Origin of the sequence: Streptomyces sp. NPDC058579, assembly GCF_042718575.1 — a bacterium.
Taxonomy (GTDB): Bacteria; Actinomycetota; Actinomycetes; order Streptomycetales; family Streptomycetaceae; genus Streptomyces.
This window is the reverse complement of record NZ_JBHXPI010000051.1, coordinates 33,395-45,894: the sequence shown is the minus strand read 5'-3', so window position 1 is coordinate 45,894 and position 12,500 is coordinate 33,395. Positions and strand designations below refer to the sequence as shown.

Annotated in this window: 13 protein-coding genes; 4 read left to right on the top strand and 9 right to left on the bottom strand. The window is 71.8% G+C overall.

Annotation, left to right across the window (positions count from 1 at the left end; translation table 11 throughout):
• Positions 1-34: 34 nt before the first annotated feature.
• The 4 genes from ACFWRO_RS33150 to ACFWRO_RS33135 all read right to left on the bottom strand — a co-directional run bounded on the left by ACFWRO_RS33150 (position 35) and on the right by ACFWRO_RS33135 (position 3,329).
• Complete coding sequence (locus ACFWRO_RS33150; protein ID WP_384517109.1) at positions 35-1,123, bottom strand: PDZ domain-containing protein; 1,089 nt, start codon at positions 1,121-1,123, stop codon at positions 35-37.
• 90 nt (positions 1,124-1,213) lie between these two features.
• Complete coding sequence (locus ACFWRO_RS33145; RefSeq protein ID WP_384517114.1) at positions 1,214-1,483, bottom strand: hypothetical protein; 270 nt, start codon at positions 1,481-1,483, stop codon at positions 1,214-1,216.
• A 145-nt stretch (positions 1,484-1,628) separates the two neighbouring features.
• A complete protein-coding gene (locus tag ACFWRO_RS33140) occupies positions 1,629-2,090 on the bottom strand; it encodes a molybdenum cofactor biosynthesis protein MoaE (RefSeq protein WP_384517106.1) in 462 nt (153 codons plus the stop codon).
• A 129-nt stretch (positions 2,091-2,219) separates the two neighbouring features.
• A complete protein-coding gene (locus ACFWRO_RS33135) occupies positions 2,220-3,329 on the bottom strand; it encodes an SDR family oxidoreductase (protein ID WP_384517104.1) in 1,110 nt (369 codons plus the stop codon).
• 210 nt (positions 3,330-3,539) lie between these two features.
• Here ACFWRO_RS33135 and ACFWRO_RS33130 point away from each other — a divergent pair, with 210 nt between their 5' ends.
• Positions 3,540-4,973, top strand: a complete 1,434-nt coding sequence (locus ACFWRO_RS33130; RefSeq protein WP_384517101.1) for a zinc-dependent metalloprotease — start codon at positions 3,540-3,542, stop codon at positions 4,971-4,973.
• Positions 4,970-5,491 carry an NUDIX hydrolase gene (locus ACFWRO_RS33125; protein ID WP_384517098.1) on the top strand — a complete coding sequence of 174 codons (522 nt, stop codon included), beginning with the start codon at positions 4,970-4,972 and terminating at the stop codon, positions 5,489-5,491. Before ACFWRO_RS33130 ends, ACFWRO_RS33125 begins: the two co-directional genes overlap by 4 nt.
• 76 nt (positions 5,492-5,567) lie before the next feature.
• On the opposite strand, the gene ACFWRO_RS33120 is transcribed toward ACFWRO_RS33125, so the two are convergent.
• From ACFWRO_RS33120 to ACFWRO_RS33105, 4 genes are all read right to left on the bottom strand, one after another.
• Positions 5,568-6,323 (bottom strand): AIM24 family protein, encoded by a 756-nt coding sequence (locus ACFWRO_RS33120; RefSeq protein ID WP_384517095.1) that lies wholly within the window; start codon positions 6,321-6,323, stop codon positions 5,568-5,570.
• 19 nt (positions 6,324-6,342) lie between these two features.
• Positions 6,343-7,023, bottom strand: coding sequence for an AIM24 family protein (locus ACFWRO_RS33115; RefSeq protein ID WP_384517093.1), 681 nt, complete (start codon positions 7,021-7,023; stop codon positions 6,343-6,345).
• 13 nt (positions 7,024-7,036) lie between these two features.
• Complete coding sequence (locus tag ACFWRO_RS33110) at positions 7,037-8,677, bottom strand: TerD family protein (RefSeq protein ID WP_384517090.1); 1,641 nt, start codon at positions 8,675-8,677, stop codon at positions 7,037-7,039.
• A 115-nt stretch (positions 8,678-8,792) separates the two neighbouring features.
• Positions 8,793-9,368, bottom strand: a complete 576-nt coding sequence (locus tag ACFWRO_RS33105) for a M48 family metallopeptidase (RefSeq protein ID WP_384517089.1) — start codon at positions 9,366-9,368, stop codon at positions 8,793-8,795.
• 192 nt (positions 9,369-9,560) lie between these two features.
• Between ACFWRO_RS33105 and ACFWRO_RS33100 the strand changes: the two genes are divergently transcribed.
• On the top strand, positions 9,561-10,742 hold the full coding sequence (locus ACFWRO_RS33100) for a TOMM precursor leader peptide-binding protein (RefSeq protein ID WP_384517086.1): 1,182 nt from the start codon (positions 9,561-9,563) through the stop codon (positions 10,740-10,742).
• Between the two features lie 41 nt (positions 10,743-10,783).
• Entirely contained in the window at positions 10,784-12,178 is a 1,395-nt protein-coding gene (locus ACFWRO_RS33095; RefSeq protein ID WP_384517083.1) for an ABC1 kinase family protein, read from the top strand.
• 19 nt (positions 12,179-12,197) lie between these two features.
• Here the strand turns inward: ACFWRO_RS33095 and ACFWRO_RS33090 are convergent, their stop codons facing one another.
• Complete coding sequence (locus ACFWRO_RS33090) at positions 12,198-12,380, bottom strand: hypothetical protein (RefSeq protein ID WP_384517080.1); 183 nt, start codon at positions 12,378-12,380, stop codon at positions 12,198-12,200.
• Positions 12,381-12,500: the final 120 nt, after the last annotated feature.

Genomic DNA, 12,500 nt, shown 5'->3' with positions numbered 1-12,500 from the left:
GCCCCCTCGTGCGTACGGCGTCGTTCCCCTGGCTCTAGCTCTTCGAGCAGCTGGGCAGGTTCTTGGTGTCGCCCTTGCGGAGCTTCTCCAGCGACTTCGTAGCGTCGTCGATGGTGTTCACCTTGATCAGGGTGAGGCCGTCGGGGATGTCGGAGGCGGCGGTGTCGCAGTTCTCGGCCGGGGTGAGGAAGTACTCGGCGCCGGCCTGGCGGGCGCCGACGAGCTTCATCTCGATACCGCCGATCGGGCCGACCTTGCCCTTCTCGTCGATCGTGCCGGTGCCGGCGACGAACTTGCCGTCGGTGAGGCTCTCCGGCGTCAGCTTGTCGACGATGCCGAGCGCGAACATCAGCCCGGCGCTGGGGCCGCCGACGTCGGCGAGCTTGATGTCGATCGTGAACGGGAAGACGTGGTCGGTGCCGGCCTGGATGCCGACGATCGCCCGGTCGCCCTCCGGGGACTTCACGGTGGTGACGGTGACCTTCTGGGTGGCGGTGGGCTCCTTGCCGGCCTTCTCGGCGGCGGCCGCCTCCTTGGCCGGGACGATCGTGAACTCGACCTTCTCGCCCGGCTTGTGCGTGGTGACCTGCTTGGCCACGTCACCGGGCTCCTTGACCGGGACGCCGTCCACGGCCTTGATGACGTCCCCGGCGTGCAGCGCGCCCTGGGCGGGGCTGTCCTTGACGACGGAGGCGACGACGACCCGGGTGGTCACCGGGATGCCCAGCTCACCGAGGGCGGCGACCTTGGCGCTCTCCTGGGACTGGCTGAACTCCTCGGCGTTCTCCTGGCTCGACTCCTCCTCCGTCTTGCCGTCCGGATAGAGGGTCTCCTTGGGGACGACCACGTTGTCGTGGGCGAGCCAGCCGAAGACCGCCTCGACCGCGTTCATCCGGTAGTCCGCGCTGGTGACGCGGACGGTCGTCATGTTGAGGTGCCCGTCGGTGGGGTACGTCTTGCGACCGGAGATCTGGAGCACGGGCTCACCGCGCGCCTCACCGAGGGTGTTGACCGTCGGACCGGGGCTCATCTCCGCGTACGGGACCGGGACCAGGACGCCCACACAGAGCAGCGTGATCAGGACCAGGGTGGAGGCGAGCATCGTCGCGGTGCGGCGTGGCATGGAACGACAGTACGGGACCGGTCTGTGAGTGCACCCGTGGGGCGGGTCCGTACGAGGCGGCCGGCGACCGGGACTCGGCGGGAGCCGTGGCTACTGCGTACTGGCGGACGAGGGTGCGGCCGCCGGGGCCATCTCCGGCGTCACCTGAGCCATCTGCGTCATGTGCGTCAGCTGCGGAGTCAGCTCGCGGGCGGCACCGTCGATGCCGGCGTGGGAGCGCTCCATGGCGTCCCTGAACCGTGCGTAGCCGGCGAGCTCGGCCACGTCTCCGGTGGTCTTGTTCCTCTGGGCCCAGCTCCCCCATATCGCCGCGCCGACGACTGCGAAAAGCGGAATCAGCAACCAAGCGAGCGCTGCCATCCCGACCTCCCATCCCCAATGAGCGACCGCAACCGACCGGAACCGGCCGATCAGCAGACTATCGATCTGCAGCATCAACGCTGCTGCCAGGGGGTCGGTTACGCAAATCGGGCGTTCGACTACGCGACGTCGGCGCGGCGCCTTGCTAGCAGGCGCCGACCCACTCCTCGGTGCCGTCGGAGAACCTCTGGTGCTTCCAGATCGGGACCTGGTGCTTGAGGTCGTCGATGAGCTTGCGGCTGGCCTCGAAGGCCTCGCCCCGGTGGGGGCAGGAGACCGCGACGACGACCGCGATGTCGCCGATCTGGAGGTCGCCCACGCGGTGCACGGCGGCCAGGGCGCAGACGGGATAGTCGGCGACGACCTTCTCGGCGACCTTGCGCAGCTCGTCCAGGGCCGAGGGGTGGGCGGAGTACCCCAGCTCGTCTACGTCCGCGCCGCCGTCGTGGTTGCGCACCGTGCCCACGAAGAGCGTCGTGCCGCCTGCCGCCTCGTCGCCGACGGCCCGGAAGACCTCGTCGAGCGAGAGCGGGGTGTCACGGATCGCCAGCAGCTTGATGGGGTCGGCCGCCGTCTGCTCGCCGGGGTGGTCATGGGTGCGTGCCATACGCCCATGGTGCCGTACCGGACTGACATCGTGGAATAGCGGTTTCGACCGGTGGTCCCGACCCTCCGTAGGAGGGTCCTACAGCTCGTGGGGCTCCGTGCCGCGCCGGCGGCCGCGCTGCATGCCGCGCTACATGCCGCGCCGCTTCCGCATCTGGCGGACCAGGGCCGCCGTGCCGAGCAGCGCCACCGTCGCACCGGCCGCTCCCGCCGCCGTCGCGTCCTTGCGGCCGAGCCTGCGGCCCGCGACGGTGTGCCGGCCCTCGACCTCCTCCAGGAGCGCGGCGAGCACCTCCTCGTTCGTCCACTTCGGCCGCCAGCCCGCGTCGTGCAGCCGTCCGACGCTGACCACCCAGGGGTGCATCGTGTACGCGAGGTCCCCGGCCGGGGAGGGCGTGAGCCCGATCCGGTGGAGCCGGGCCGCGGCGCCGAGCGCGACGGCGGAGGGCAGCTCCATGCGCCGGATCCCGGACAGTTCCTCGACCTCCTCCTGCTCCAGCCAGCCCTCGCAGCCGACCGCGAACTCCCCGTCGACCTTCTCCAGGGCCGCGTACTCCAGGGCGCTGACCAGGTCCTCGACGTGGCAGAACTGCCAGGTGGGACGGGACCCGGCCACGACGAGCAGCCGGGGCGACTCGAAGTAGCGGGTCAGGGCCGTGTCCGTACCGCCCACCAGGACGGCCGGCCGGACGACGGTGACCTGGAGGCCGGGGTGGGCGCGGGGCGCGCGGCGGCCGAGCCGCTCGATCTCCAGCATGTCGCCGACGCCGGTTGCCTCGGCGGTCGCCCGCAGCTCGGCGTCCTCGGAGAGCGGGATGTCGTTGTCGGGCAGCGCGCCGTAGACCATCGCGGAGGTGCAGAGCACCACCCGGTGCACGCCCGCGGCCGCGGCGGCCGTCAGGACGGTCTGGGCGCCGCGCACGTTGTAGGCCGTTCGGGCGGCGGCGTCCGATTCCAGGTCGAGGTCGACCGCGAGGTGCACGACCACGTCGGCGCCGCGCAGCTTCTCGGCGATGGCCGGGTCGCGGACGTCGAGGATGTGCCACTGCGCCTCGGAGACCTCGCCGCGGCGCTCGTCGATGGCGATGACCTGCTTGATCTCGTCGGACCCGGCGAGGCGCCTGGTCAGCAGGTCACCGACCCCGGAGGCGGCACCGGTGACCGCGACCACGGGGCCGCGCCCGGCGGACCGGGTCGAGTGGTTTCGCGCTGCGCGAACCTGAGGATCTGGGGAACTCACCGGGCGTCTCCAGCGGTTGTCTTCAGTACGTACCCGAATGACGCGTACGTACCAGGTGGCGTCCATCCTGCCGCAGGCCACGGCCCGGCGGAGCACCGAGCCCATATCCGGCCCGGATGTCTACGCTGGTGGTGTGGAGTCGGGCATCGAGCCGCGCCAGGAAAGCCGCCGTCGGCAGGAAGCCGGCGGCCCTACGAGCCGAGGAAACCTGTGAGTGACACCCCATTCGGATTCGGCCTTCCGCCGGAGGAGCCGGAGAACGGCGACGAGGGCAAGAAGAAGGACCCCGCCGGAGGTGGCCAGGGGTCCGGTGACCAGGGCGGCGGCAACGCGTTCGGGGCCAATCCGTTCGGCTTCGGCGGTCTGCCGGGCATGGGCGGTCTCGGCGGCGCGGACAATCCCTTCGCCGCGATGTTCGGCTCGCTGAACCCCAACGACCTGGGCGCCGCCTTCCAGCAGCTCGGCCAGATGCTCTCGTACGAGGGCGGTCCGGTGAACTGGGACATGGCCAAGCAGATCGCCCGCCAGGTCGTCGCGCAGGGCACCTCCGACGGCGTCAAGGACGCCAGCGTGGGTCCGGCGGAGAAGTCCGCCGTCGAGGAGGCCGTGCGCCTGGCCGACGTGTGGCTGGACGGTGTGACCTCGCTGCCGTCGGGCGCGAGCACGGCCGTGGCGTGGAGCCGCGCGGAGTGGGTCGAGGCGACGCTGCCGGCCTGGCAGCAGCTGGTCGACCCGGTCGCCGAGCGGGTCGGCACGGCCATGGGCGATGTGCTCCCCGAGGAGATGCAGGCCATGGCGGGCCCGCTGATCGGCATGATGCGGTCGATGGGCGGCGCCATGTTCGGCCAGCAGATCGGCCAGGCCGTCGGCGCGCTCGCGGGCGAGGTCGTCGGCTCGACCGACGTCGGTCTGCCGCTGGGCCCGGCCGGCAAGGCGGCACTGCTGCCGCTGAACATCGAGACCTTCGGCAAGGACCTCGGCGTCCCCAAGGACGAGGTGCGGCTCTACCTGGCCCTGCGGGAGGCCGCCCACCAGCGGCTCTTCGCCCACGTCCCGTGGCTGCGCTCGCACCTGTTCGGCGCGGTCGAGGGGTACGCGCGCGGGATCAAGGTCGACACCTCGAAGCTGGAGGAGGCCGTCGGCCAGCTGGACCCGACGCACCCGGAGCAGTTGCAGGAGGCGCTCCAGCAGGGCATGTTCCAGCCCGAGGACACCCCCGAGCAGAAGGCCGCGCTCGCCCGTCTGGAGACGGCGCTCGCGCTGGTCGAGGGCTGGGTGGACGCGGTGGTCCACGAGGCCGCGAAGTCCCGGCTGACCTCGGCGGACGCGCTGCGTGAGACGCTGCGCCGGCGCCGGGCGAGCGGCGGTCCCGCCGAGCAGACCTTCGCCACGCTGATCGGGCTCGAACTGCGTCCGCGCCGGCTGCGCGACGCCTCGCGGCTGTGGGCCTCGCTCACGGACGCGCGCGGTGTCGACGGCCGCGACCACCTGTGGGAGCACCCGGACATGCTGCCGACGGCGTCCGACCTGGACGACCCGGACGGCTTCGTGCACCGCGAGCAGCTGGACTTCTCGGAGCTCGACAAGATGCTGGGCGAGGCCGCTCAGCGGGACGGCGACGACGAGGGCGAAGGCAAGAAGTGAGCCTGCACGACGACGCGGTCCTCGTACTGAAGAGGTACGAGGACCAGGACGAGCTGCGCGGGCTCTATCTGGACCACCTGGCGGCGCACGCGGACGGCATGTGGAAGGCCTGCGAGGCCGGGCATCTGACGGCCAGCGCGCTGGTGGTGGATCCGGAGCGCGGGCGGGTGCTGCTGACCCTGCACAAGAAGCTGGGTATGTGGCTGCAGATGGGCGGTCACTGCGAGCCGGGGGACACCGCGCTCGCGGACGCGGCGCTCCGGGAGGCGACGGAGGAGTCCGGGATCCCCGGTCTGACGCTGCTTCCGGGCGGCCCCGTGCGGCTCGACCGGCATCCGATTCCGGCGCCGTGCCACTGGCACCTGGACGTGCAGTACGCGGCGCTGGCCCCGGCCGGCGCGGTGGAGGCGATCAGCGACGAGTCGCTCGACCTGCGCTGGTACCGGTACGACGAGGTGGCGGCGGTGGCCGACACCTCGGTGGTGCGGCTGATGGAGGCCACGCGCGCGCGGCTGTAGACCCGCGCGCATGAGGACAGCGGTAAGGGGCGGTCGCCTGGGCGACCGCCCCTTACGCATGCCGTGTGTCGTCCGCTCAGTTCCAGGCGTTGTTCTGGTTCTGGGCGTGCGAGCCGTGCTGGCCGGCGCCGAACTGGGCGGCGAGGCCCTGTCCGATGGCGGCGTTCTGCGGCGGCATGACCTCGCTGGGCTGGACCAGGGCGAAGCCCTGTCCGAGGAAGCTGAGCTCCCAGCCCTCGCCGGTGTCGCCGCGCCGGCGGCGGACGCTGGAGTTCGTCGTCTGCGACTGCATCTGCACCCGCAGCCCGGTGGACCAGGCGACGATCGCGTCCGCGTCGACGTTGACGTACTTGTCCGGCGTGACGTGCATCATCAGCGGCTGACCGGAGGTCATCAGGGCGACCTTGCCGCGTCCGGAGATGTTGAGCTGGTACTTGCCGGTGCCGGAGACGCCGTACTGGCTGTCCACGGCGATGACCTCGGTGTGCAGGGTCGAGTCGAGCGCCAGGACGTAGGCGCTGTCGACGGTCAGGCCCTCCTGCTCGATCTCCAGGACGTGGACGTACTGGGCGAGGTTGGCGAGGTAGACCGTGCCCTGGCCGGAGCAGCGCATGAGGTCGAGGCCCTCACCGGTGCGGGCCTGGGCGCGGCGCTGGCTGGGCGTCTGGTACTCGCCGTCGAAGTCGAGGAGGCCCTGGTAGGCGACCATGGCGCCCTTGCGGGCGAGGACGTCGTCCGACCCGGTGAGGGCGACCCGCAGCAGCTGCGGGTTCTGGATGACGTACCGTTCCTGGCTCTGCTGCTCGGCGTAGTTGAAAAGCGGGCTCTGCATGGTGTGTTCTCGCTCCCCCTCAGCCCCGGACCCGCAGGCGGTCGGTGCTGTCCTCGCTCGGCTGTACGACGACGATGCCCTGGCCGGAGAAGGCCATCTGGTACGCCTCGCCGCTGCCCCGCCCGATCAGGGACGAGGCCTTGAAGCTGCGCTTGCCCTTGACCTTGAGCGCCGGCGACCAGGCGACGAGCGCGTCGGGGTCGACGTACGTCTCGTCCTCGCCGCGGCCGCAGTCGACGACGATCGGCGTACCGCGCGAGGTCAGGGCGACCCAGCCGGTGCCCGAGATCTCGACGTTGAACAGGCCCTGCCCGGCGAACTTGGCGAGCCCCTTGACCTTCTCGACGCCCCACTGGAGGTGCGCGTCGAAGGCGAGCAGGTTGGTGCCGTTGACCGAGAGCGAGTCGTTCTGGAGGTTGATCACGACGACGTCCGCGCCGTAGTCGGCGAGGTAGAGCAGTCCGTCGCCGGAGCACTTCATGATGGGCGCGCCCTCGCCGGTGATCCATTGCTGGGCGACCTGGCGGGCGGCGGGCGGGTTGGGCTCGTAGGTGACGAAGCCCTCGTAGGAGACCATCGAGCCGGTACGCGCGTACAGGTCCTGGCCGGAGGCCATGGCGACCTTGAGCATCGCGCGCCCGTGGTTCTCCATCCGGGCCGCCATCGGGGTCGGGGCGAAGCCCGCGAGTTGCTGGTTCATTCTTCGGGCTCCCTCAGACCTCGTACGGCTGGACGACGATGAAGTTGCCGGGAGCGCCCCGGAACTGGAGGTTGACGGTCTCTCCGCTGTGTCCCGGGTACGCGTTGCGGCGGAGCCGGACCTGGCTGGAGAGGATCACCTGGGACGCGGACGACCAGGCGACGACCGCGTTGCAGTCGGCGAAGGTGGTCGGCGTGACGGGCAGGACGACCGGGACGCCGTGCGTCTTGACGACGACGGTGCCGGTGCCCTGGAACTGCATGGTGAACAGGGCGCCGCCGGGGATGCCGTGGCCCTCGATCCTCCGTACTTCGTACTGGAGGGACTCGTCGAAGGCGAGCACGTTCTCGGCGGAGACGCAGATGCCGTCTCCCTGGAGCTCGATCGGGTGCAGGTGGGCGCCTTCCTCGGCGAGGAAGACCTGGCCGCGGCCGGAGCAGCGCATCAGCTGCATCTCCTGACCGGTGGCGTTGCCGACGATGCGGCCGGTGAACCCGGCGCCCTTGTGACTGAAGTCGACCTTGCCCTGGTACATCACCATGCTGCCCTGGCGGGCGAGGACGGGATTGCCGCCCATCTGCAGGTCGACCCGCATGAGCTGCTGGTTCTGCGGGGTCCAACGGGACCCGGTCGGCGTCTCCTTGTACGGCTGGAGCGCGGCGGCGAGCCCGGCACCCGTGGCGGGGGCGCCCTGGGGGACGCCGGCCGGCTGGCCGTACGGAGCCTGGCCCGGGGCCCCGGGGAACTGGCCGGGGGCCTGTCCGGGGAACTGTCCCGGTGCCTGCCCGAACTGGGGCTGCGGCGGCTGTCCGTACGGGGCCTGGCCGGGAACCTGGCCCGGGACCTGCCCGAACTGCGGTGCCTGGGGCGGCTGGCCGTACGGCGCGGGCGCCGGAGCCGGGGCGGGCGGAGCCATCGGGGCGGCCATGGTGGGCGCCGCGTGGATCGGCTGGACCGGGGCGTGCGGGGCGGGAGCCGGGGCCGGGGCGGCCGGCGGGGCGCCGAACTGCGGGGCGGGCTGGGGCACCTGGGGCGCGGCGGGCGCGCCGAACGCGGGCGGCGCGGCGGCCTGCGGCGGCGGGCCGAACCCGGGAGCGGCCTGCGGGGCCTGCGCTGCGGGCTGCTCCTCGGCGACCTCGCCGCCGAAGTTCTTCAGCAGCGCGTCCAGGCCGCCGTCGAAGCCCTGTCCGATGGCCGCGAACCGCCAGACGTCCTTGAGGTAGAAGTCGCCGAGCATGACGGCGCGCTCGGTGGAGAACTCCGCGCCCGTGAACGGGTAGCGGACGACCTCTTCGCCGCCGGCCACGATCCGGATGTAGCCGGGTCCGATCTGGGACATCTGGCCGGCGCCGTCGACGGTCGCGGTGAACGACAGCTTGTGGATGTTCGCCGGGATGCGGTCGAGCGTGACCCGGAAGGACTCCGTGTCGCCGGACTGCGCGCCGAGCAGCTGGATGGACTCCTCCGGCGACTTCGGCTGGTTGAAGAAGATGAAGTACCGGTCGTCGGAGAGCTGCTCGTTCGCGTCGAGACCGAAACAGCTGATGTCGAAGGTCAGTCCGGGTGCGTTGATCTGCACGCCCACGTACAGGTCCGTACCCGGTGTCAGGTCACTGATCTTGGCCTTGTGGCCGCGTTGGAATTCCCTGGCCATGCGTAACGACCGTCCCCCATCCCGAAATGTGTCTACGTCGCGTCAGGCTATCGGCTGTGGACGACATTGAGCCAAGCCGGTACGAATTCGGTACAGGACCGGAGCCGGCCGCCCGCTACTCTCCGCGCGCGGCCGGGAGGTGCGGCAGGCGTTCCGCCGCGACGACTCCCTCGAGATAGCCGCGGGCGCGCTCGGTGCGCGGGTACGCCTCCAGGAGCCGCCAGAACCGGGGGCCGTGGCCGGGGACCAGGAGATGGGCCAGCTCGTGGACGAGGACGTAGTCGACGACGTACTCGGGCATGCCCTGGAGCCGGTGCGAGAGCCGGATGCTGCCCTCGGAGGGGGTGCAGGAGCCCCAGCGGGTGTTCTGGTTGGTCACCCAGCGCACGGACGTCGGCCGTGCCCGGCCGCCGAAATACTGGTCCGACAGGCGCTCCGCGCGCTCGGTGAGCTCACTGTCCCCGAGGACCCGCTTGCTCTCCTGGGCGGCGAGCTTGTCCAGCATGACCGTCACCCAGCGTTGCTCCTCCGCCTCGGACATCCGGGCCGGGATGAGCACGATGGTCCGGTCGCCCTCGCGGTAGGCGGAGACGGTTCTGCTCCGCCGGGAGCTTCTGCGGACCTCGACCGCACTCGTCCCCGAACCGCGGGGCGGCTTGCTGGTCACGCTGCGCTGTGGGTCGGCGGGCACGGCCCCGACGTTACCCGCTGTCAGCGGGGGAAGTCCTGCCTCCGGGACGGTTCGGCGGGGATCCGGTCACACCGTGCACCATTTGAATGATTAATTCCCCGCCCCTGTGGACAACTTTCCGCGCCCGCTTCGACACCCGGGCAATCTGTCGATCGAGCGAATGAGCCGACGATCAAGATCACGGGGGCGGAAATGCATCCGATGCTGAAACCGGCACTGCGCAGGGCCTGGCGCGATCTGCGGAGCGTGCAGTTCGGAGCAACGTCCGCGCACGCGGTCGTGGTGGGGCCGATCGACACGACCACCGGCAGTCTGCTCGGGCTGCTCGACGGCACCCGTGGCGTCGAGCTGCTGCGAGCCGAGGCCCGGGCCCTCGGGCTGCGGGACGGCGTCCTCGAGGAGCTGCTCGGCCGGCTCGCGAGGGCTGGGCTCATCGCGGACGCCTCGGCGGGCAGGCCGGGTAGGGCAGGCGGGCCGGACAGGACGGGCGGGCAGGGCGCCGCGGCCTCGCGGGACGACGCGCTCGATCCGCTCCGCGCCGACCTCGCCTCGCTCTCCGTGGCCCACCCCGAGCCGGACGGGGCGTTGCGGCGCCTGGCCGCGCGGCGGGCGGCGCGGGTCCAGGTCCGGGGCGCGGGGCGGGTCGGCGCCGCGGTCGCCGCGCTGCTCTCGGCCTCGGGCGTGGGCCGGGTGGACGTGCTCGACTCCGGCTCGGTGCGGCCCTGGGAGGTGGCGCCTGGCGGGCTGCCTGCCGAGGCGGTGGGGGAACGGCGGGCCGCGGCGGCGCATCGGCTCGTGGCGCGGTCGGCGCCCGGCGGCCGACCGCCCCGGGCACCCCGGCGGGTGACGGGTGAGCTCGGCCGGGAGCCGGGGCTCTCACTCGTCGTGGTGACTCCCCGGGACGGCCTCGCCGCCTATCTCCCCGACCCGGTCCCCGCCGAGGGCTGGATCACGACGGGCACCCCGCATCTGTACGCGGGGGTGGTGGAGGCCACCGGGGTGGTCGGACCACTGGTGCTGCCCGGCGGGACGGCGTGCGCGCGGTGCGCGCAGGAGGAGCGGACGGACCGCGAGCCTGCGTGGCCCCGGATGCTGGCGCAGTGGCGCTCGGGCCCGCCCGCGCAGGTCCCGGCCTGTGATCTGGGTCTCGCGGAGACGGTCGCCGGGCTTGCCGCGGCACACGCGCTGGCCTTCCTGGACGGCGAGCTGCCGTCGAGCACGGGAGCCCGCTGGGAGGTGTCGCTACCGCTGCTGGAGTGGCGCGTGGAGCGGATGAGACCGCACCCGGCGTGTCCGTGCGGCGCGGGACGCCGCGGAGAGGGGGAGCATGCTGCCTCGGGGGCCAAAACGCCACACGACACAATGGCGGGGTAACGGTCCTGTGTGGCACGGCAGTCTGGGATTTGGAGGGGCGTATGTCTGATCTTCCCCGGAAGGCGGTCACTCGGACCGCCAGGTTGGCCGCGTTGCCCCTCGGCTTCGCCGGACGCGCCACCTGGGGTCTGGGCAAGCGGATCGGCGGCAGGTCCGCCGAGCTGGTCGCCCGCGAGCTGCAACAGCGCACGGCCGAGCAGCTGTTCAAGGTGCTCGGGGAGCTCAAGGGCGGGGCGATGAAGTTCGGGCAGGCCATGTCCGTCTTCGAGTCGGCCCTCCCCGAGGAGGTCGCCGGGCCTTATCGGGCGGCGCTGACCAAGCTTCAGGACGCGGCTCCCCCGATGCCGACGCGGACGGTCCACGCCGTGCTCGAGGAGCGGCTGGGTGAGGAGTGGCGCGAGCTGTTCCTGGAGTTCGAGGAGAAGCCGGCGGCGGCCGCCTCCATCGGCCAGGTGCACCGGGCGGTGTGGCACGACGGCCGCGAGGTCGCGGTGAAGGTCCAGTACCCGGGCGCGGGCGAGGCGCTGCTCTCGGACCTGACGCAGCTCAGCCGGTTCGCCCGGCTGCTCGGTCCGCTGATCCCCGGCATGGACATCAAGCCCCTGATCACGGAGATGCGCGACCGGGTCTCCGAGGAGCTGGACTACGCCCTGGAGGCACACGCGCAGCAGAGCCACGCGGAGGTGTTCGCGGACGATCCCGATGTGGTGGTGCCGTGCGTGGTGCACCAGAGCGAGCAGGTCCTTGTGACGGAGTGGATCGACGGGATCCCGCTGTCGGAGGTGATCGCGGAGGGTACGGAGGAGCAGCGGGACCGGGCCGGTCAGCTCCTGGCCCGCTTCCTCTTCTCCGGTCCGGCCCGCACCGGGCTCCTGCACGCCGACCCGCACCCGGGCAACTTCCGGCTGCTGCCGGTCGGCGGTGACGAGGAGAACGGCCCGGAGAGCTGGCGGCTCGGGGTCCTCGACTTCGGCACGGTGGACCGGCTGCCGGGCGGGCTGCCGGAGACGATCGGCACGTGTCTGCGGCTGACCCTGGAGGGCGACGCCGAGACGGTGTACGAGCTGCTGCGCGAGGAAGGCTTCGTCAAGGAATCCATCGCTCTCGACCCGGACGCGGTCCTTGAGTACCTGCTGCCGATCATCGAACCGGCCGAGGTCGCGGCGTTCGGGTTCACACGGGGCTGGATGCGGACGCAGGCCGCCCGGATCGCCGACCCGCGCTCCCCCGCGCACCAGCTGGGCAGGCAGTTGAACCTGCCGCCCTCGTATCTGCTGATACACCGCGTGACGCTGAGCACGATCGGGGTGCTCTGTCAGCTGAACGCGACGGTGCGGCTGCGGGACGAACTGGAGGAGTGGCTGCCGGGCTTCGTCGAGGCGGAGCTCGAAGCGGAGGCCGAAGGGGAGGCCGAGGCGGTGCTCGAAGCGGAGTGAGGGGAGGGCCGGCCGGCCGTCACCACCAGGTGGAGTCGAGCCGGCCCTCGATGGAGCGGATGTTCTCGCGGGCGCAGCGGTCACAGATGTACTGGCGGCTGCCGTTCTCCACCGAGCAGGTCCAGGTCATCGGGAGCGTCTCGGCGGTCGTGCCGCAGCGGGCGCAGACGATGGGCTCCTCGGGATGCCGGGCGTCGTTCACCTCTCCGACGATAGCCCCTGGGGCGGCAGCGCGACGCAACGCACCGCGGGGGGCGCGGCGGTGGGGGCCGCCCCCCCGGGGGGGTTTCGCTTCCCTTGTTATATGACCATGGCCGCCGCC

Bases quoted from the DNA above. Each gene is read 5' to 3' on its own strand.
- ACFWRO_RS33115 (WP_384517093.1), bottom strand. From the start codon at position 7,023: ATGAACCAGCAACTCGCGGGCTTCGCCCCGACCCCGATGGCGGCCCGG.
- ACFWRO_RS33150 (WP_384517109.1), bottom strand. From the start codon at position 1,123: ATGCCACGCCGCACCGCGACGATGCTCGCCTCCACCCTGGTCCTGATC.
- ACFWRO_RS33140 (WP_384517106.1), bottom strand. From the start codon at position 2,090: ATGGCACGCACCCATGACCACCCCGGCGAGCAGACGGCGGCCGACCCC.
- ACFWRO_RS33120 (WP_384517095.1), bottom strand. From the start codon at position 6,323: ATGCAGAGCCCGCTTTTCAACTACGCCGAGCAGCAGAGCCAGGAACGG.
- ACFWRO_RS33095 (WP_384517083.1), top strand. From the start codon at position 10,784: ATGTCTGATCTTCCCCGGAAGGCGGTCACTCGGACCGCCAGGTTGGCC.
- ACFWRO_RS33145 (WP_384517114.1), bottom strand. From the start codon at position 1,483: ATGGCAGCGCTCGCTTGGTTGCTGATTCCGCTTTTCGCAGTCGTCGGC.
- ACFWRO_RS33100 (WP_384517086.1), top strand. From the start codon at position 9,561: ATGCATCCGATGCTGAAACCGGCACTGCGCAGGGCCTGGCGCGATCTG.
- ACFWRO_RS33110 (WP_384517090.1), bottom strand. From the start codon at position 8,677: ATGGCCAGGGAATTCCAACGCGGCCACAAGGCCAAGATCAGTGACCTG.